The organism is Sphingomonas sp. KRR8, assembly GCF_023559245.1.
GTDB lineage: Bacteria > Pseudomonadota > Alphaproteobacteria > Sphingomonadales > Sphingomonadaceae > Sphingomicrobium.
Window position 1 is genome coordinate 770,269 of record NZ_CP097462.1, and the last position, 17,604, is coordinate 787,872.

At 66.6% G+C, this 17,604-nt stretch carries 16 protein-coding genes and 1 tRNA gene; 10 read left to right on the forward strand and 7 right to left on the reverse strand.

The genetic code is table 11. The annotated features are described in order from the left end of the window. Nucleotides 1-60 precede the first annotated feature (60 nt). Nucleotides 61-492: an MAPEG family protein gene (locus tag M8312_RS03940; RefSeq protein ID WP_250119080.1), complete on the forward strand. Its 432-nt coding sequence runs from the start codon at nucleotides 61-63 to the stop codon at nucleotides 490-492. Here M8312_RS03940 and M8312_RS03945 read toward each other — a convergent pair. After that, a complete protein-coding gene (locus M8312_RS03945) occupies nucleotides 489-3,905 on the reverse strand; it encodes a trifunctional glycoside hydrolase family 18/polysaccharide deacetylase/glycosyltransferase family 2 protein (protein ID WP_250119081.1) in 3,417 nt (1,138 codons plus the stop codon). The two genes, M8312_RS03940 and M8312_RS03945, sit on opposite strands and share 4 nt — an antisense overlap. 130 nt (nucleotides 3,906-4,035) lie before the next feature. Here M8312_RS03945 and M8312_RS03950 point away from each other — a divergent pair, with 130 nt between their 5' ends. Continuing rightward, nucleotides 4,036-4,461: an MAPEG family protein gene (locus tag M8312_RS03950; protein WP_250119082.1), complete on the forward strand. Its 426-nt coding sequence runs from the start codon at nucleotides 4,036-4,038 to the stop codon at nucleotides 4,459-4,461. On the opposite strand, the gene M8312_RS03955 is transcribed toward M8312_RS03950, so the two are convergent. The 5 genes from M8312_RS03955 to M8312_RS03975 are packed head-to-tail and all read right to left on the reverse strand — an operon-like array spanning nucleotide 4,442 to nucleotide 11,076. After that, nucleotides 4,442-5,623, reverse strand: a complete 1,182-nt coding sequence (locus tag M8312_RS03955) for a class I SAM-dependent RNA methyltransferase (protein WP_250119083.1) — start codon at nucleotides 5,621-5,623, stop codon at nucleotides 4,442-4,444. The two genes, M8312_RS03950 and M8312_RS03955, sit on opposite strands and share 20 nt — an antisense overlap. Further along, nucleotides 5,620-6,960: an NAD(P)H-hydrate dehydratase gene (locus M8312_RS03960; protein WP_250119084.1), complete on the reverse strand. Its 1,341-nt coding sequence runs from the start codon at nucleotides 6,958-6,960 to the stop codon at nucleotides 5,620-5,622. The genes M8312_RS03955 and M8312_RS03960 overlap by 4 nt, the downstream gene beginning before the upstream one ends. Nucleotide 6,961: 1 nt before the next feature. Further along, nucleotides 6,962-7,777: a 4-(cytidine 5'-diphospho)-2-C-methyl-D-erythritol kinase gene (locus M8312_RS03965; protein WP_250119085.1), complete on the reverse strand. Its 816-nt coding sequence runs from the start codon at nucleotides 7,775-7,777 to the stop codon at nucleotides 6,962-6,964. 1 nt (nucleotide 7,778) lies between these two features. Next, nucleotides 7,779-9,398, reverse strand: a complete 1,620-nt coding sequence (locus tag M8312_RS03970; RefSeq protein ID WP_250119086.1) for a tetratricopeptide repeat protein — start codon at nucleotides 9,396-9,398, stop codon at nucleotides 7,779-7,781. Between the two features lie 25 nt (nucleotides 9,399-9,423). Next, a complete protein-coding gene (locus tag M8312_RS03975) occupies nucleotides 9,424-11,076 on the reverse strand; it encodes an electron transfer flavoprotein-ubiquinone oxidoreductase (protein ID WP_250119087.1) in 1,653 nt (550 codons plus the stop codon). A gap of 121 nt (nucleotides 11,077-11,197) precedes the next feature. On the opposite strand from M8312_RS03975, the gene M8312_RS03980 reads away from it, so the two are divergent. Then, entirely contained in the window at nucleotides 11,198-11,902 is a 705-nt protein-coding gene (locus M8312_RS03980) for a uracil-DNA glycosylase (protein ID WP_250119088.1), read from the forward strand. Then, complete coding sequence (locus M8312_RS03985) at nucleotides 11,899-13,653, forward strand: lytic transglycosylase domain-containing protein (protein ID WP_250119089.1); 1,755 nt, start codon at nucleotides 11,899-11,901, stop codon at nucleotides 13,651-13,653. The genes M8312_RS03980 and M8312_RS03985 overlap by 4 nt, the downstream gene beginning before the upstream one ends. 3 nt (nucleotides 13,654-13,656) lie before the next feature. Here M8312_RS03985 and M8312_RS03990 read toward each other — a convergent pair whose 3' ends face one another. Beyond that, nucleotides 13,657-13,803, reverse strand: coding sequence for a hypothetical protein (locus M8312_RS03990; RefSeq protein WP_250119090.1), 147 nt, complete (start codon nucleotides 13,801-13,803; stop codon nucleotides 13,657-13,659). Between the two features lie 114 nt (nucleotides 13,804-13,917). Between M8312_RS03990 and M8312_RS03995 the strand changes: the two genes are divergently transcribed. The 6 genes from M8312_RS03995 (at nucleotide 13,918) to M8312_RS04020 (ending at nucleotide 17,425) form a co-directional block, all read left to right on the forward strand. Next, nucleotides 13,918-14,988, forward strand: a complete 1,071-nt coding sequence (locus M8312_RS03995; protein WP_250119091.1) for a PA0069 family radical SAM protein — start codon at nucleotides 13,918-13,920, stop codon at nucleotides 14,986-14,988. Between the two features lie 27 nt (nucleotides 14,989-15,015). Next, complete coding sequence (locus M8312_RS04000; RefSeq protein ID WP_250119092.1) at nucleotides 15,016-16,422, forward strand: M28 family peptidase; 1,407 nt, start codon at nucleotides 15,016-15,018, stop codon at nucleotides 16,420-16,422. Then, nucleotides 16,419-16,631, forward strand: a complete 213-nt coding sequence (locus tag M8312_RS04005; RefSeq protein WP_250119093.1) for a hypothetical protein — start codon at nucleotides 16,419-16,421, stop codon at nucleotides 16,629-16,631. Before M8312_RS04000 ends, M8312_RS04005 begins: the two co-directional genes overlap by 4 nt. After that, nucleotides 16,628-17,008, forward strand: a complete 381-nt coding sequence (locus M8312_RS04010) for a hypothetical protein (RefSeq protein ID WP_250119094.1) — start codon at nucleotides 16,628-16,630, stop codon at nucleotides 17,006-17,008. The genes M8312_RS04005 and M8312_RS04010 overlap by 4 nt, the downstream gene beginning before the upstream one ends. A gap of 40 nt (nucleotides 17,009-17,048) precedes the next feature. Continuing rightward, nucleotides 17,049-17,125, forward strand: a tRNA-Pro gene (locus M8312_RS04015). A 24-nt stretch (nucleotides 17,126-17,149) separates the two neighbouring features. Beyond that, complete coding sequence (locus M8312_RS04020; RefSeq protein ID WP_250119095.1) at nucleotides 17,150-17,425, forward strand: PqqD family protein; 276 nt, start codon at nucleotides 17,150-17,152, stop codon at nucleotides 17,423-17,425. Nucleotides 17,426-17,604 lie beyond the last annotated feature (179 nt).

Consider the following 17,604-nt stretch of genomic DNA (forward strand, 5'->3'; position numbering starts at 1 on the left):
TTGCTTTCGGTAACTAAATGAACAACCCTCCTCCGGAGCCATTCGGGGGAGGGTTTCTTCATGTCTCAAGCACCACTTGCAGCGCCGATGCTGGCACTGCTCGGCTGGACGATGGTCATCTTCTTCTGGATGTACCTGACGCGCATCCCGGCCATGATGAAGGCCGGGATCGACCTCAAGGGCCTGCGCGGCGGCACTGGCAGCACTCTGGACGAGGTGCTGCCGAAGGAAGTGCAGTGGAAGGCGCACAACTATAACCACCTGCTGGAGCAGCCGCCGCTGTTCTACGCGGTGTGCCTGCTGCTGATGGTGATGTGCGCGGAAGGCCGGGTGGCAGTGTGGCTCGCCTGGGCATATGTCGTGCTGCGGGTGGCGCATAGCCTGGTGCAGGTGACGTCGAACATCGTCAGGTACCGCTTTGGACTGTTCTTCCTGGCGAGCCTTGCGCTGTTCGGCCTGATCCTGCTCGCCGCCCTCGCCCTGCTCGCCTAGTCTGACGGTTCGAGCACCCGCCGCGGGGCCGTGGGAGCCATCTCCACGGAGCCGCGGCGGGCAACGGTGGTCCAGCCCACCTTGGGCCCGCGCAGCGCCTGCACGGTCGCCTTGATCACCACATAATACATGATCTGCCGGTAGACGAAGCGCATGGGCAGCAGCCACACGATCAGGCGCCACTTCTCGCGCCGTTCGAGTGCGAAGGCGATCAGTCCCGCGACGAGGTCGATCGCGGCGAACAGCAGCCAGAAGGTCGCCATCCGGCTGAGGTCGCCCTGCACATAGGTCAGCCCATGATCGTGGATCGACAGCGCAGTCGTCGTGACGCTGACGATAAGCGCGAGGTCGATCAGCGGCGAGACGAGGGCAAACAGCAGCTGAAAGAGGATGGCCTGAGGTAGTCCGATGAACGCCAAACCGCGCGGCTCGCCGGTGGCCATGACACCCTTGTGCTTCCACAGGCACTGGATGGTGCCGAACGCCCAGCGGAAGCGCTGGCGGGCGAGTTGCCTGATGGTGTGGGGCGCCTCGGTCCAGGCGACGGCGGATTGATCGTAGGTGACCTGCCAGCCGGCACGCTGGACGGCGATGGTGAGGTCCTGGTCCTCAGCGAGCGTATCCGCAGGGTAGCCACCGACGTCGGCGATCGCCGCACGGCGCCAGGCGCCCACCGCGCCCGGCACCACGGTCATTGCGCCAAGCCAGGCCAGGGCGCGCCGCTCGAGGTTCTGAGCAGTCACATATTCCAGCGCCTGCCAGCGGGTGACGAGATTGACCCGATTGCCGACCTTTGCATTGCCCGCGACGGCGCCAAGCCTGGGGTCTGCCGCGAACCAGCGGGCGAGCCGCGCGATGGTCGTCGACTCGAACTGCGTATCCGCGTCGAGAGCGATGACGACCTCGCCCCCGGCGATGGCAAGACCCTGGTTCAAGGCGCGGGCCTTGCCGCCGTTCTCGAGGGTCAGGAGGCGAACCCGCGGCTCCTTTCCGAACTGCTCACGGACGATGGCGGAGGTGCGATCCTTCGAGCCGTCGTCGATCACGATCACTTCGAGGCGCACGTGGGTGCTGGCGAGGACGGTGCGAACAGAGCGCTCGATCACCGCTTCCTCATTGTAGGCCGGAATCAGAACCGTGACGAAGGTTGCCGGATCGATCGGCGGGCGCACTCGCGCGAGCTCACGGCGGGCGTTGAGCAGCGCCAGGCCGCTCAGCGCCACCGCTCGCGCCACGCCGAGGGCCAGCGCCACGGCGAAGAGCACGCCCAGGCTGGTGATCAGGAAGCCAAGAGCCAGAAACAGGAACAGGGAAAATTGCGCGGTTGCCTGATCAGCAGTGCTGAGGGTTGGCATCGCTTGCGCGGGGGTAAGCCCAGCGAGTTCCGACACCGGCACGAACCGGTAACCGCGCGCCTTGAGCTGGGCGATGATCTGCGGAAGTGCGGCGATCGTTTCGGCGCGGTCGCCGCCGCTGTCATGCATCAGGACGATATTGGCGCTTCGCTCGGCATTGGCGCTGAGCACGCCATCGACGACGTTGCGAACGATCGCCGGAACCCCGGGACGGCGCCAGTCCTCGCTGTCGACGTGCAGGCCAACGCTGATGTAGCCGCGCTGCTGCGCCTCGAGTGCTGGCCCGATTTCGTCCGCGGTGGTCGGCTCGGCATCGCCGAAATAGGGTGCCCGGAACAGCTTCAACGAACGACCGGTGAAAGCCTGGAACAGCCGCTGGGTCGCATTCAACTCGAACAGCGTGCGGCTTCTGCCGACGGTCGCCAGGTTCGGGTGAGTGTAGGTGTGGCTGCCGATCTCATGCCCTTCCGCGATCATCCGCCGGAGCAGCCCATATTCGGTCAGCCCATTCTCGCCGACGATAAAGAACGTCGCAGGGACGTGATCGGCTTTCAGGATATCGAGAATGCGAGGGGTCCAGCGCCGGTCGGGGCCGTCGTCGAACGTCAGTGCGACAAGGCCTGGCCGGGCGCCGGTGCGGCTGATGGTGTAGGGCTTTGGCAGCTGCTGAAAAGCGACGTTGCTGATGAGCCCGTTCTGTCCGACGGTGATCTGCCGCCGCCCAGGGGAAGGCAGCGAGGCGATGCGGAGAATCTCGCCATTGTCCTCGACGTCGACATTGCTGACCTCGGGCAAGGATTGCAGTGCGCCGGCGTTGAGCGGGCGCTTGCCGGATCGGCCGAATGCGGACCAGATGGACGGGTCCTCGCCGCCCATACGCCAGAGCGCGACGTTGCGGACCCCTGCCCGCTCGAGCAGGCTCAGCTGGTTGAAGGCGCTCGCGCCGTCGAGGATCCAGACGGTGTGGCGCTGTCCCTGCTCATCATCGAAGGCGAAGGTGGAATTGCCACTCGCCTGATCCCAGGTCGGAACGGCGTCGCTCTCGGCAGCCTCCTGCCACGCTTCCTCGACCGACAGCGGCTCACCGCCCTTGCCGTGCCAATCGTAGGCATAATTGCCGAGCGTCACGACCACCTTGTCGCGCGGTAGCTGGAGCAAGGCGGCGTGGACCTGGTTGGCCCACCAAACCTGCGAGGCAATCGGGCCAGGCTCGCCGTCATTGCTATGCTCGTCATAGGCCATGAGGAAGATGCGGTCCGCTACCCGGGCGAAAGCGCGCAGGTTCCAATCGGCGCCGACCGGAGCCGCCATGGCGATGATCCAGTGGCGGGCGGCAAAGCGCTTCCTGGCTTCGCCGAGCAGCAGGCGGAAGTTGGCCTGTGCCGCGGGATCCAGCTCCTCGAGGTCGAACAGCATTCCCGAGGCGTGGTTCGCGACGAGGAACGGTTCAAGCCGATCGAGCAATTGCTTGCGAAGCATGGGGCTGGCGAGCAGGCGGGCCGTGTTCGGTCCGTCGAACAGACCGTTGGCGGCGTTCTGGATGACGGGCAGGATGAGCGGCCGGTGGGCTGCACTGTTGATGATTGCACGTCCGGCAGTGTCCGGCAGGGCCTGCAGGCGATGATCCGGGCCGTTCACGGTCACCCATACGGGTGCGAGCCAGTCGAGATCATCGACATGCTGCTTGAGCGAGGCCACCGAACTGGGGTCCCACGGCGTGTAGAAACCCACGCTCACCCTTTGGCCGAGTGCCGCCGCGGCGCTCGCGGCGGGTAGTGCGCCGACCCTGCGCGCGCTGGGTGGCCGCGTTCCGAGCAGACGCTGGAATGCGTGGTCGATACTGAGGCTGGTCCGGCGCAGCAGGCTTTGGCGCGGAGGCGGGAGCGGCTTGCCACGTTCCAGTGCGATTGGCAGCGGCGGCTCGGCCGGGAGCAGGCGGATGGAGGCGAACAGGGCGGCCGCGGCGAGCAGGTTCAGAAGCACGAACAGGGTGGCGGCAAGCGTGAAGCGCTTGCGCCGCCGTCCGGTTGGATCGTGAAAGACGCTGCGTTCGGGCATGTGGCTCCAAGTTTACGAGCACGGTCGGCAGGCTGTTACTTAAGTCTTTGTCATGCTTGCGTCAGCGGTCGTTTCGCTTCAGTCATGACCAGAACCGCTTGAAGCGGGCAAGAAGGGGGAGTTCGATCCAATGCACAATCCGTTGCTGGGCCCGGTGGTAGCCCTCGTGATCTGGACCCTTCTGATGCTGGTGTGGCTGGCCGCGACGCGCTTGCCGGCGTTGAAGCGCGCCGGAATCGAACCGCCGCCCGGGAGCCGCGGCGTCGATCTGGAGCGGGCAGTGCCGGGCAAGGTGAACTGGCCGGCCCACAATTACGCGCATCTTCATGAACAGCCCACGCTGTTTTATGCCATCGTGCTGACCCTGGTCGCCATGGGCGATCACATGACGCTGAACCTCGCTTTGGCATGGGCGTATGTGGCGATCAGGATCGTTCACAGCCTGGTGCAGGCGACCAGCAACGTCGTTCGGGTCAGGTTCGCGCTGTTCATGCTCTCGACCCTGTGCCTCGCCGCCCTGACGCTGCACGCGACGATCAGCCTGCTCCACGGCTGAAGGCGGCGGCCAGTTCGATATGGGTTGACCAGCGGAACTGGCCCACCGGCTTGACCCAGTCGAGCGCAAAGCCGCCGTCCACCAACAGCCGCGCATCGCGGGCGAAGGTCGCGGGATTGCAGCTGACGTAAGCAAGGCGTGGCACCATCGAACCGGCAAGCTCGCGCACTTGGGCCTCGGCGCCGGCGCGTGGCGGATCGAGCACGACAGAGTCAAATCCGGCCAGTTCTTCAGCCGTGAGCGGCCGGCGGTACAGGTCGCGGTGCTCGGCCGGCTGGCCTGGTCGCGCCGCTTTAAGCGCGAGCACGGCGTCGCGCGCCGCTTCGGCGGCATAGACCTGTCCGGGCAGCGCCAGCGTGAAGGTGCCGAGCCCGGCGAACAGGTCCGCGCTTCGGCTGGGCTGGCTAACGGCGTCGAGCACGGCGGCGACCAGCGCGCCCTCGCCATCTTCCGTTGCCTGAAGGAAAGCGCCGGGCGGCAGCGCGACGGGAGTGCCTGAAAGGGTTACCGTCGCGGGTCTGGGTTCGTAGCGGACCTCGGGGCCGAAGCCTTCATCGAGGCTGAGCCGTGCGAGCGCATAGCGATCGGCAAAGTCGGTCAACGCCTCCGCGGCGGCAAGGCCCTCTGCCACCACGCCGCTGAGCGCCACGTCGACACCCTGATCACAAAGGGTCATTCGCACTTCGCCAGCTGCCTTACGGCCGAGCAACGTCGCGAGCAGCGAGCGCAGCGGGGCCACCAGCGCGAACATCTCGGGGAGAAGAACGTGACATTCGCGCATATCGATCACGCGATGCGAGCGTTCAGCGTTGAAGCCGAGAACGACCCCCTTCCCTGCCCTCAGCGCACGCAGCGTGGCTCGACGGCGGCTCCGCGGTGGAGACAGATGAGGGTCGCGAATGTCTGTTGCGAGGTCGTGCTGGGCAAGCGCACCGGCGACGCGATCGACCAGATACGCGCTGTAGGCCGCGTCATCGACATGCTGGAGCTGGCATCCGCCGCACTCGGGAAAGTGACGGCATGGCGGCACCTGGTGGTGGGGCCCAGGGCTGAGGGCGCCGGTGTCGTCGATCGTGTCGCCAGGCGCGGCGAGCGCGAAGTGGCGTCCCGAGCCAGTGACACCGTCGCCGCCTGCGGCGATCCGGACGATGGTTTCGCTCACAGGACCAGCGGGATGGACGCGAGCAGGTCGTCGGCGATCATCGCTGGTCCGGCCCGCTCGGCGGCACGACCATGCAACCACACGCCGGCGCTTGCGGCCTCGAACGCAGGGAGCCCACGCGCGCGAAGAGCGGCGATCATTCCGGCAAGCACGTCTCCCGTGCCGGCGGTCGCAAGCCAGCTTGGGGCCGGCGGGGCAAAACCGAGCCGACCGTCGGGCGACGCGACGAGGGTGTCGGGACCCTTGAAGACAATCACGGCACCCGAGCGCTCGGCGGCGGCGAGCGCCTGTTCGGCCTTGGTGCCGGGCAAGTCCCCGAACAGCTTGGCGAACTCACCCGCATGGGGGGTGACGATCGCATCCTGGCCACGCAGTCGCTCGGGCTCACCGATCTGCCCGATCCCATCGGCATCGATCACCTTGGGGGCATGGCTGGTGAGCGCCAAGGTGAGGATCTGTGGCAGGTCCCCCATGCCCGGGCCAACCAGGATGCAGCCGATGCGCGGATCGGCCAGGGTAGCGGTATCGGTCTGGACCACTGCGGCAGGGAGATGCTCGATCACGCGGCTGGTCGAAACACGCACATAGCCGGCGCCGGTGCGCGCAGCGGCGCTGGCGGCGAGTGCGATCGCCCCGGGCATCTTGCCGGCCAAGGCATGGACGAGCCCGCGATTATACTTGTGGGCATCGGGAGCAATCGGCGGAAGTTCGGGGCGGGTGATTTCGTGCCAGCGCAGATCAGCGGCGATGCCGATGTCGGCGAGCACCAGCCGGCCCGTGCACGCCATCGCTGGCATGAGGCGATGTGCCGGCTTGAGAGCGCCGAAGCTGACCGTGAGGTGGGCCTTTGGGACAGCGGAGAGAATGGCACCACTGTCCGCTTCGACGCCGCTTGGCAGATCCGCGCAAACGGTCAGCTGCGAACGGCGCGAAAGATCACATAAACGTTGCTGGACAACATCTTCCAGACCGCGCTTCAGACCCGTTCCAAACAGGCAATCGACCAACACGCTCGCCGGCTTGGCATTCTCAAGGCGCTCGACAGGCCCGGACCATAGGCCACGCGCCCATCGCGCCACGTCCGTGACCGGCTCGGCCATGGCGGCAATGCGGACATCCACTCCGGCAGCGGCAAGGTGGCGGGCAGCGACATAGCCGTCGCCGCCGTTATTACCCGGTCCGCAGAGAACCAAAGTGGGCTCCGGGCCCGCGAACCGCAGAACGGCCAGGGCAAGGCTTGCCCCGGCACGCCCCATGAGTGTCTCGATGCTGGTGCCGGCCGCGATCGCCTGCTCTTCGGCAGTGCGCATGGCAGCGGCGGTCAGGATCGGGCGCATGCTAGCGAAGCACGCTCGCGAGGTGCCACCAGGCGGTGGGACAAGCGGCCGCGGCCGCGTCCCGCGCAGCCTCGTCAGCGAAGAGGGCGAAGCATGTGGCGCCAGAGCCGGACATGCGCACGTATTGCGCACCGGGCCGCTCCCGTAGCCAATTGAGCACAAGTCCGATCGCGGGGACGAGGTTCCTGGCGGGTGCCTCAAGGTCGTTGCGCCCCATGCGCCAGTCGCCCAGCGGCCCCCTGTCCTGCCCGTCCCAAGCGGCGAAGACCAACCCGGTGGAGAGTGCCTGGCGCGGGTTGACGAGCAGCACCGGCATGTCCGCGACGCCCGCATCGACGAGTTGGAGCTGGTCGCCCGCGCCTGTGCCGCGGCTTGTCAGCGACAGCAGGCAGGCCGGGACATCGGCGCCGAGTTCAGGCGCAACACGTTCGGCGATGGCCGGATCGATGCTCCACATCGCCGTCAGCAGACGCAATGCCGCCGCGGCATCGGCCGATCCCCCACCAAGCCCTGCAGCGACCGGCAGGCGCTTGTCGAGGACCAGCCGCGCTCCCCGACCTACCCGCGCCTCGCTGGCCAGAGCCGTTGCGGCGCGGTGGACCAGATTGTCTGCACCGTCATCGAGCATGGCAGCGAATGGACCGGTGATCGTCAGCGACAGTTCAGGCGCGGGCTCACCCCACAGTCGGTCGCCGTCCGTGCAAAAGGCGAAAATCGTTTCAAGCGCATGGCGACCGTCTGGAAGCCGCCCACGCACGTGCAGCGCGAGGTTGACCTTGGCCGGCGCGACCTCGCTCCAGCGGGCGACGTCGCTCACGTCACTTCGCAGCGTTGGTTGCGCCAAGGCCTGACTGCAGCTTTGACTGGATTCGGGCCCGGCCCTTGTCGTCGGCGACAACGAGAGCGGCGTTCCAGCTGTTACGGGCTTCGAACCGTCGACCGGCACTGTAGAGGGCATCGCCGAGATGCTCGTGGATCTCCGCCTCGGTCGCATCCTTCGTTGCTGCTTCGGTCAGCGTCTTGATCGCCTCGGACAGCTTGCCGCGCTTGAACTGCGCCCAGCCAAGCGAGTCCGTGATGGAGGCATCGTCAGGCGATAGACGATGAGCCTCCGAGATTAGCGCTTCGGCAGCGTCGAGGTTCTCACCTCGTTCGAGTTGCGCATAACCGAGATAGTTGAGCACGGTCGGGCTTTGCGGCGCCAGTGCCCGCGCTTTCTCCAGCGACACGCGCGCCTGATCCCAGCGGCCGGACCGCTCCAGCATGGCACCGTGCAGCAGATAGAATTGCCAGGCGTTCGGCAGGTCAGCGGGCAGCAGGGCAATAGCGCGGGCGTAGGCGCTGGCGGCGTCGGCCTGGCGATCCGAAGCGTCCAGTGCGTCCGCGAGCCGGCCCCAGTCGGTGTAGTCTGCATCACGTGCCTGCGCGAAGGCCTGGGCGCGGGCGAGTGCTTCCGGCTTTCGATTGGCCTTGGTCAGCGCATTGACCTCAGCGTCGTGAGCCTGCGAGGCGTAGACGCTGCGATCATCGATGGTCCGCAAGGCGGCAAGCGCATCGTCGGCCCGATCGGCCTGGCTCATCAGCGAGCCGGACAGAATGCGGTGGTAATCGTTGTCGGGGTCCGCGAACCGCGCGATCTGGGTAAGAACAATTGGCAGGGACTGGCCGCTCTCCCGGTTGAGATCGAGGGCGAGGGCGTCAAGGATGAGCGCCAAGCCCTGTGCCGCGGTCTCGATGCCGGTGCCCGGCCGGCGTCCTGCGGCAACGAGGGCACGGGCTCGCCGGACGGCAGGCTCTGCAGTGTCGAGCAAGGCAAGGGCGCGAGCCTGGTCGCCGGCCTTCAGAAAGGCGTCGGCAAAGGCAAGCCGGAGTGCGATCGCCCGTCCGCCGCCAGCGTCGATGGCTCGGCGCGCCAGCACATCGGCAGCGGCGGTGTTGCGCTGCGCAAGCAAGGCAAATGCACCGAGTTCGACCCGTAGCGGCGAAGCGACGCTTTCGGCGGGGATGGCGTCGATCGCCTGCTGAGCGCGCGGATCGCGCCGCTCGATCAGGGTCCAGGCCAGGACTGGTTGCGCGAGAAACTTGAGGCTGCCCGAGGGAGCGTCGAGCTGGAGTATTTGCACCGCCTGCTCGGGCCGGCGGCCGCGCAGCGCGTCAGCGGCCAGGAGGAGCCGGGCGTCCACGGCCAGAGTGACCGGCGCGCGCTTGCCGATGAGGCGAAGCGCAAGCGCCATGTCGCCCGACGCAATGGCCTGGCCCACAGCGCGGTCGGCAACCACCTTGTTCGATGGATCGGCGGCCGCAAGCGAAGCGTAGAGCGAGGCGGCGCGACGGCTGTCCCCTCGCAGCTCGGCGGCACGGGCGCCGGCAAACAGGGTCATCGCGCTCGGCCGGTAGGTGATGAGGCGCGCGGCCGACGCCGGCGCCGCGAAAAGCACGACTGCCAGCGCTGCGCCCGCAAGACTACATGTTCGGATAGTTCGGGCCACCGCCGCCCTCCGGAGTCACCCAGTTGATGTTCTGGCAGGGATCCTTGATGTCGCAGGTCTTGCAGTGGACGCAGTTCTGCGCGTTGATCTGCAGCCTCGGGGCACCGTCCTCTACCACATATTCGTAAACGCCCGCCGGGCAATATCGCTGCTCGGGACCGTCATATTGCGGCAAGTTGACCCGCGTCGGGATGGTGGGATCCTTGAGGGTGAGGTGGATCGGCTGATCTTCCTCATGATTGGTGTTCGACAGGAAAACCGAGGAAAGCTTGTCAAAGCTGATCACGCCGTCGGGCTTCGGATAGTTGATCGGCGGCGCGATGTCGCGGCGCCACAGAGTCTCATGGTCGGGGTGATGCTTCATCTCGAACGGAAGGCCGACCTTGAGCTGCCGCATCCACATGTCGGCGCCCGCCACCAGCGTGCCGATGGTGGCGCCGAACTTGGCAACGGCCGGCTCGGCGTTCTTCACCTTGCGCAGCTCCTCACCGACCCAGCCGTTGCGGACGGAGGGTTCGTACGTGTCGAGCAGGTCTCCTCGCCGGTCTGCCGCAATCGCCTCGAAGGCTGCTTCGGCGGCGAGCATCCCGCTCTTCATCGCGGTGTGGGTGCCCTTGATGCGGGGCACGTTCACGAAGCCCGCCGAGCAGCCGATCAGGGCACCGCCTGGGAATGCGAGCTGGGGTATCGACTGCCAGCCGCCCTCGTTGATGGCACGCGCGCCGTAGGAGACACGGCGCCCCCCTTCGAGCATCTCCTTGATCGCGGGATGATGCTTCCAGCGCTGCATCTCGTCGAAGGGCGAAAGGTGCGGGTTCTTGTAAGATAGTGCGACCACGAAGCCGATCGACAGCTGATGGTTGTCCTGATGGTAGATCCAGCCGCCGCCCCATGCATCGCCGAGCGGCCACCCTTGCGTGTGGATGACCCGGCCCGGCGTATGCTTGGCGGGGTCGATGTCCCACAGTTCCTTGATGCCGATTCCATAGACCTGCGGCTGGCAGTTCTTTTCCAGCTCGAACTGGCGCTTGAGCTGCTTGGTGAGGCTGCCCCGCGCCCCTTCGGCGAAGAAGGTGTAGCGGGCGTGGATCTCCATGCCCGGCTGGTAATCGGGCTTGCGAGTGCCGTCTCGCGCGATTCCCATGTCGCCGGTGGCAACGCCCTTCACCGAACCGTCGTCATTGTAGAGGATCTCGGCGGCGGGAAAGCCGGGGAAGATCTCGACCCCAAGCTCCTCGGCCTTGCCGGCGAGCCAGCGGCAGAGGTTGGCCAGGCTGCCCGTGAACGTCCCCTTGTTGTCGAGGAAGCCGGGCATCATCAGGTGCGGCAGGTGGAAGTGCTTGCGCTTGGTCAGCACCCAATGCTCGTTCCGGGTGACGGGCACCCGATTGAGCAGGCAGCTCTCGTCCTCGCGCCATTCGGGCAGAAGTTCATCGAGGCTACGGGGATCGATCACCGCACCGGACAGGATGTGGGCGCCGACTTCGGAGCCCTTCTCGAGCACGCACACGCCGAGCTCACGCCCGGCCTCGTTCGCGAACTGTTTGAGCCGGATCGCCGCGGACAGGCCCGCCGGGCCCGCTCCCACGATGACGACATCATATTCCATCGACTCGCGTTCGCTCATTCGCTCTTCGTCCATCCGTGCGGGCCATCGGCCATTCCCCCTGCCCTGCCCTTCAGATGATAGTGGCGTCAATGGCGACAAGGGGTATGATTGGCGGGTGTCGGGTGGGGATCAGTCAGTAGTGGACAAAGCGCTCGCTTCCAGCCTGCTGGGTTGGTGGCTGGAAGCCGGCGTCGACGTGCCCGTCGGCGAAGCTCCGCGCGACTGGCTGCGAAAAGGCGTGTCTCACGATATCGAGGCATCCGCCGCGGTCAGCCACGTCGCCGCCGAGCCCGGGCGCACTCCGATCGGCAGTCTCGACGAATATCAGGCGTGGCTGCGCGAAGGCCTCGACCTGCCGCTATTCCAGGCCGGCGCCGGTCGGGCCCTGCCTCATGGTCCCGCGCAGGCACCGCTGATGATCGTTTCGGACCTCCCCGAGCGTGACGGTTCAGGCCAGGGCCGCCCGATCACCGGAGAGGCCTGGACCCTGACGGAGAAGATGCTGGTCGCAATCGGCTTCACGCCCGGCCAGGTTTATGTCGCCGCCCTCGCCTGCTTCCCCGCGCCCGCCGGCCGGTTGGACCCGCAACTGGCGGCCGAGTGCGGAAATGAGATTCGACGGCATATCGGCCTGGTCGCTCCCAAGCGGCTGCTGCTGCTGGGCGAAGGTCCAGCAAAGGCGCTCACCGGGCAAGGTCTGGTTCAAGCCCGGGGCAAGATCCATCGCGTCGATCATATTCCCGCCGTTGTCACTTTCCATCCCCGCCAGCTGCTCAGCCATCCGCCCCACAAGGCCCATGCATGGCGTGACCTGCTGTTGCTGATGAGTGAAGAGGTTTCATGAGTATATTCCTTGGCTTGGCCGCCGCTGTTATGGCGCAGTCGCAGCCCGTCAACGATCCGCTCGCGCCGCTACCACCAGGCGCCGCAGCGCCGTCGGCCGAGCCGGTCCGGACACCGTTGCCCCCGGGCGAGCCGAGTGACGCGACGCCGGCGGAGGCGCCACCTTCTTCGCCCGTCGTGGTCGCCGTGCCCAAGGACTGGCGGGGAGTGTTCGACGCCATTCGCCTGAACCAGTGGGCGGCGGCTCAGGCCGGCATTGCGGCGCTGCCGAGGAACATCCTGACGCCGGTCGCACGGGCCGAACTGTACACCGCCAAGGGCTCACCGAAGGTCAGCCTTGACGCTCTTTATGACCTGTTGATCGAAGCGCCCGACCTGCCCAAGGCCGACCAGCTGCAGCGCATGGCCGAAGCGCGCGGCGGCATCGACACGCCACGCATCGCTCAGCGGTTCGCGGTGGTTCCGATTGGCTATGCACCGCGCCGCAGCCGGGCGCGGTCGGTCACTGGTGAGCCCGAGGCCGACAAGCTGCGGGCAGAGCTCGACCCGTTGGTCAAAGTGGATGACGCACTCAATGCCGAGCTGCTGGTCAACAGCCGCTCGGCCCTGCTCTCGCCCGAGGCGCGGGCCGAAGCGGCGCAGCGGGTGGCATGGATCTATTACGTCCGCGGTGACGATGCGAGCGCTCGACGCGTGGCCGATGCAGGCCGCCTCGGCACAACCGGCGATTGGGCGGTTCAGAATGCCTGGGTGTCGGGCCTCGCGGCTTGGCGGCAGAACGACTGTGTCTCAGCGGCGCAACTGTTTCGGGTCGTCGGCGGGGACGCCAATGAGACATCGCTCCGAGCTGGCGGGCTCTACTGGGCGGCACGGGCCGAAATGGCGTGCCGGCATCCCGCCGAAGTTACCCCGCTGATGCGGGCGGCAGCGCGATATAACGAGACGTTCTACGGCATGATCGCGCGGCGTTCGCTTGGCATGGATACCAAGCTTCCGCCCCTGGCGGAAACCGTCGATCCGAGGGTGGAGGCGCTGCCCAATGTTCAGCGGGCGGTCGAGCTGGCACGGATAGGGGAGCGTGATCTTGCCGGCCAGTACCTCCGCTTCCAGTCCAGGTTGGGGAGTCCCGCCGACCAGCTTGGGCTGATCAACGTCGCACGCCGGCTGGAGCTGGCAGCGACGCAGCATTATCTGGCGCATTTCGGCCCGGCTGGGGCGCAGGTGCCCTCGGCAGCCCGTTATCCCAAGCCGTCGTGGGGTCCGCGCAGCGGGTGGCGGATCGACCCGGCGCTGGCGATGGCTCACGCGCTGCAGGAATCCAGTTTCCGGGCGGAGGCGATCAGCCCTGCCGGTGCCGTCGGGCTGATGCAGGTCGTGCCCTCGACCATGAACGTGCTGGCGCGCATCGGTAACGTGCCCACAGGCGACCTGCGCGATCCCGCCACCAACATGGAGTTCGGCCAGCGCTGGATTGAGGCGATGCGAAACCGGGCGGAGACGCAGGGCCAGCTGCCCAAGGTGATCGCCAGCTACAATGCCGGCTCGCTTCCGGTTGGCCGTTGGCAGGTCAACGACCGGGGCGACCCCCTGCTGTGGATCGAAAGCGTGCCCTACTGGGAGACGCGCTTCTATATTCCCACAGTGCTCAGGAACATGTGGGTCTATGAGCAGCTCGATGGGCGGCCGGCGCCGAGCCTGACGGAGATGGCGCAGCACAAGTGGCCCGCTTTCCCGGTCGCTAGCCGGCGCTGATGTTCAGTTGCGAAAGAGGTAACTGAGCGGAAAGCCGTTGCGGGGCTGACGGGCGCGGCGGGCGCGGTCAGCGTCGTCCGCACGGCGCTGCTCCTCGGCAAGGCTGAGCCGCTCGGTACCAGTGCGGACCTCGGGAGTTCGGCTGATCACGGTCAAGCCTTTGAAGCTAAAGCGTTACAATTCGGAATCAACCATGTGGCGGATGCAATACGGCTGCGAATGAGCCGACTTGTTCCGGGTTTGTTCCCGGTGTAATTCGATGCCATGCCTGCCGAGTCGATCTCCGGCCGCGGGGCCACCCGCAATCTCACCCCCACCCGCTTCAACCTGGGTGAGCGAACGGCTGAGGGCGACTGGCTGGATCAGGTCGAGGCGTTGGACGGCGTGACCAGGCGCCGGACAACCGTCACCGTGGAGCGGCCCAAGTCGATCATCACCCGCAATCGCTCACCCGACATCGGCTTTGATCGCTCGGTCAATCCCTATCGTGGATGTGAACACGGCTGCATCTATTGCTTCGCGCGGCCGACCCATGCCTATCATGATCTCTCACCCGGCGTGGATTTCGAAAGCCGCCTGTTCGCCAAGCCCGACGCGCCAAAGCTGCTCCATGCGGCGCTCAGCCAGCCTGGGTATGACGTGGCGCCCATTGCGCTCGGAACCAACACCGATCCCTACCAGCCGATCGAAGAGCGGTGGGAGATCACCCGCTCGATCCTCGAGGTGTTGGTCGAGACCCGGCATCCTTTCACCATCACGACCAAGAGTGACCGGGTGCTTCGCGATCTCGACCTGATCGCCCCGGCCGCGCATGAAGGGCTCGCCGCCGTTGCGCTGTCGGTGACCTCGCTCGATCCCGCGATCAGCCGTACGCTTGAGCCGCGCGCGCCCGCCGGACGCAAGCGAATCGCCGCGATCAAGACCCTCAATGAGGCGGGCGTACCAACCTTGCTGGCGGTGGCTCCGGTCATTCCGCAAATTACCGACCATGAGTTGGAGTCGATCGTTGCCGCGGGCGCCGAAGCGGGTGCGCGGGGTGGCTTCTACCTACCGGTTCGTTTGCCGCACGAAGTTGCGCCCCTGTTCCGCGCATGGCTTGACGAGCATTATCCCGATCGCGCGGCCAAGGTGATGGCGACCATCCGCTCCATGCGCGACGGCAAGGACAATGACCCGAATTTCTTCACCCGGATGCGCGGCTCGGGTGTTTGGGCCGAGCTGCTGCGGACCCGGTTCGAGAAAGCGGTGAAGCGCTACGGTCTTGGCACGACCCGTACAGTCCTCCGGCGCGACCTGTTCCGTGCCCCCGACGGGCAACAGCTGCGCTTGTTGTGAGCGACTGGCGCGACTAGTCAGAGGCCCATGATCAAGCATCTGACCGCCGCCTTGATGGCTGCTGCCGCTTCCCAGGCGTTCGCTCAACCCGCGCCGGCGCCGCTGCCGGCGCCCATCGTCGTTCCGTCGGCTCTGGCCAGCCTTCGTGACGATGCGCTCAACAATGACCATTACGCGTGGGACATCGTCGAGGGGCTGACCACGGAGATCGGGCCCCGTCTCGATGGGACCGAGGCGGAGGCGCGGGCGCGGACATGGGCAGTCAGCCGTCTTACCGCCCTGGGCTTCAAGAATGTGCGGATCGAAACCTTCCCGCTCCAGGTCTGGACCCGGGGCGCCGAAAGTGCCGAGATCCTGGCGCCCTTTCCTCAGAAGCTGGCGGTGACCGCGCTGGGGAACAGCGCATCCACCGGTCCCCAGGGGGTCAGTGGCGAGATCGTCGCGTTCGATAGCGTGGATGCGCTTCGCGCCGCACCTGACTCGGCCGTCCGCGGCAAGATCGTCTTTGTCGATCACCACATGGCGCCGACGCAGGATGGCAGCAGCTATGGTCCAGGCGGCACGCCCCGCCGGCTGGGACCGACAGTCGCTTCCCAGAAGGGAGCGCTGGCCATTGTCGTCCGCTCTGCCGGGACCGACCATCATCGCAACCCGCATGCCGGGGTGCAGACCTTCGGCAACGGCGCCACTCCGATACCCGCGGGCGCGCTGAGCATCCCCGATGCCGAGCAACTCGCCCGGATCCTGAAGCGTGGGCAGCCAGTCCGGCTTCACCTGACACTCGTCAGCGAAACGCATCAGGGTCAATCGGGCAACGTCATCGCCGAACTTCCCGGGCGCGATCCGAAGCTTGCTCCCGTCCTGGTCGGTGGGCACCTCGACAGCTGGGACCTTGGCACCGGCGCGATCGACGATGCCTCGGGCGTCGCCATCGCGACCGCCGCCGCCAAGCGGATCATGGACTCGGGACAGCCGCTGAGGACCATCCGCATCGTCTGGTTCGGGTCGGAGGAAACCGGCCTCTGGGGCGGGCAGGACTACCGCAAGCGCTACGGCCAGCAGCCGCACTGGGCGCTGCTCGAGAGTGACTTCGGCGCCGACCGCATCTGGCGGGTCACCAGCAAGCTTGGCGAGCAGCGGCGCGATGAAGCGCGGATGATCGGCGCAGCCCTGGCACCGCTCGGGATCGTCACCGGGGCGTTTGACAAGGCCGATGGCAGCGACATCGAGCCGCTACTGGATGACGGGCAGCCCGGCGTCGGCCTGAGCCAGGACGGCACCCGCTACTTCGATTATCATCACACGCCCGACGACACGCTCGACAAGGTGGATCCTGTGCAGTTGCGGCAGAATGTCGCGGCGTGGACAGCAACCCTGGCGGTCCTTGCCGGCCCTATCGAGCGTGCGCCCGCCGCACGGAGCCGCCGCCGGTGAAGCTGCTCGGCCCAGCCTTGCTGCTGCTCCTCGCAGGCTGTGGCTCGTCGAAGGACGACAGCATCGAGCCGATCCGTGACCAGGGCAACGCCGGCAGCAACGAGTTGTTGTCGGCGGCCGATCAGGCGGCAGGGAACGCAGCGGCCAGGATGAGCGCTGAAGCGGGCAGCAACAATCAGGCGAACCTGCAAGGGGAGACAAGACGATGAACGGCAAGCTGATGGTGGGCGTGGCGATGGCTCTGGCGCTGGGCGCCTGCTCGGCCCGTGACGAAGGCAATGGCAGCACGGTGATCTCCGTCGACAAGAACGCCGTGCAAGGTGGGCTGAACGAGGCCGGCGCGGCGCTCAAGGACGCGGGCAACGAGGTCAAGGACGCAGCGGACAAGGCAGCCCCGGCCGTCAAGGATGCCGCCGACAAGGCTGGAAGCGCGATCGGCAATGCCGCCGACAAGACCGGCGACGCGGTCTCCAACGCTGCCGACAAGACCGGCGCTGCTGCCCGTCATACCGCCGACAAGGCCGACAATGCGGTCGACAAAACCCATGTCACTGTGACGACCAATAGCAGCGACCGCAAGCACTAGGCTGGCGGACGCGGCCGGACGCTGCTAGGCGGCGCGGCGTCGGGGAGTGGCGCAGCCTGGTAGCGCATCTGCTTTGGGAGCAGAGGGTCGCAGGTTCGAATCCTGTCTCCCCGACCACCATCATCTCCAGGAGCCCCGCCGGTGAGCGCGGACAACCCGACCTACCTCCGCGACCGTGAGCTCCTCGAAGCCGAGCTTGGAGACGAGCTTGTCGCTTTGGATGTCGACGAAGGGCTTTGCTTTGGCTTCAACGATGTGGCGACGGCCATCTGGCGACTGTTGAGGGAGCCAAGGACGCTGGCTGGACTGGTCGAGCAACTGACAGACGATTATGAGGTCGCGCCAGACGAATGCCGCAGCGACACGCTTGCCGCATTGGAAATCCTCCAAAAACATCGGCTTGTCCGCGCCATTTAGCTGCTTGCCACTCGCGCGAGTTCCACTTACGACGACTGTGGCCATTTCGGATCGACGTTGATCCACTCAGGGGAGGCTCGGTTGGCAAAGAAGACTTGGCGCAGACCAGAAATCAGAACGCTGCGCGCCGGTGAGGCCGAGAACGGCTCCCGCAACGTCCGCATCGACGGGGTCAACAA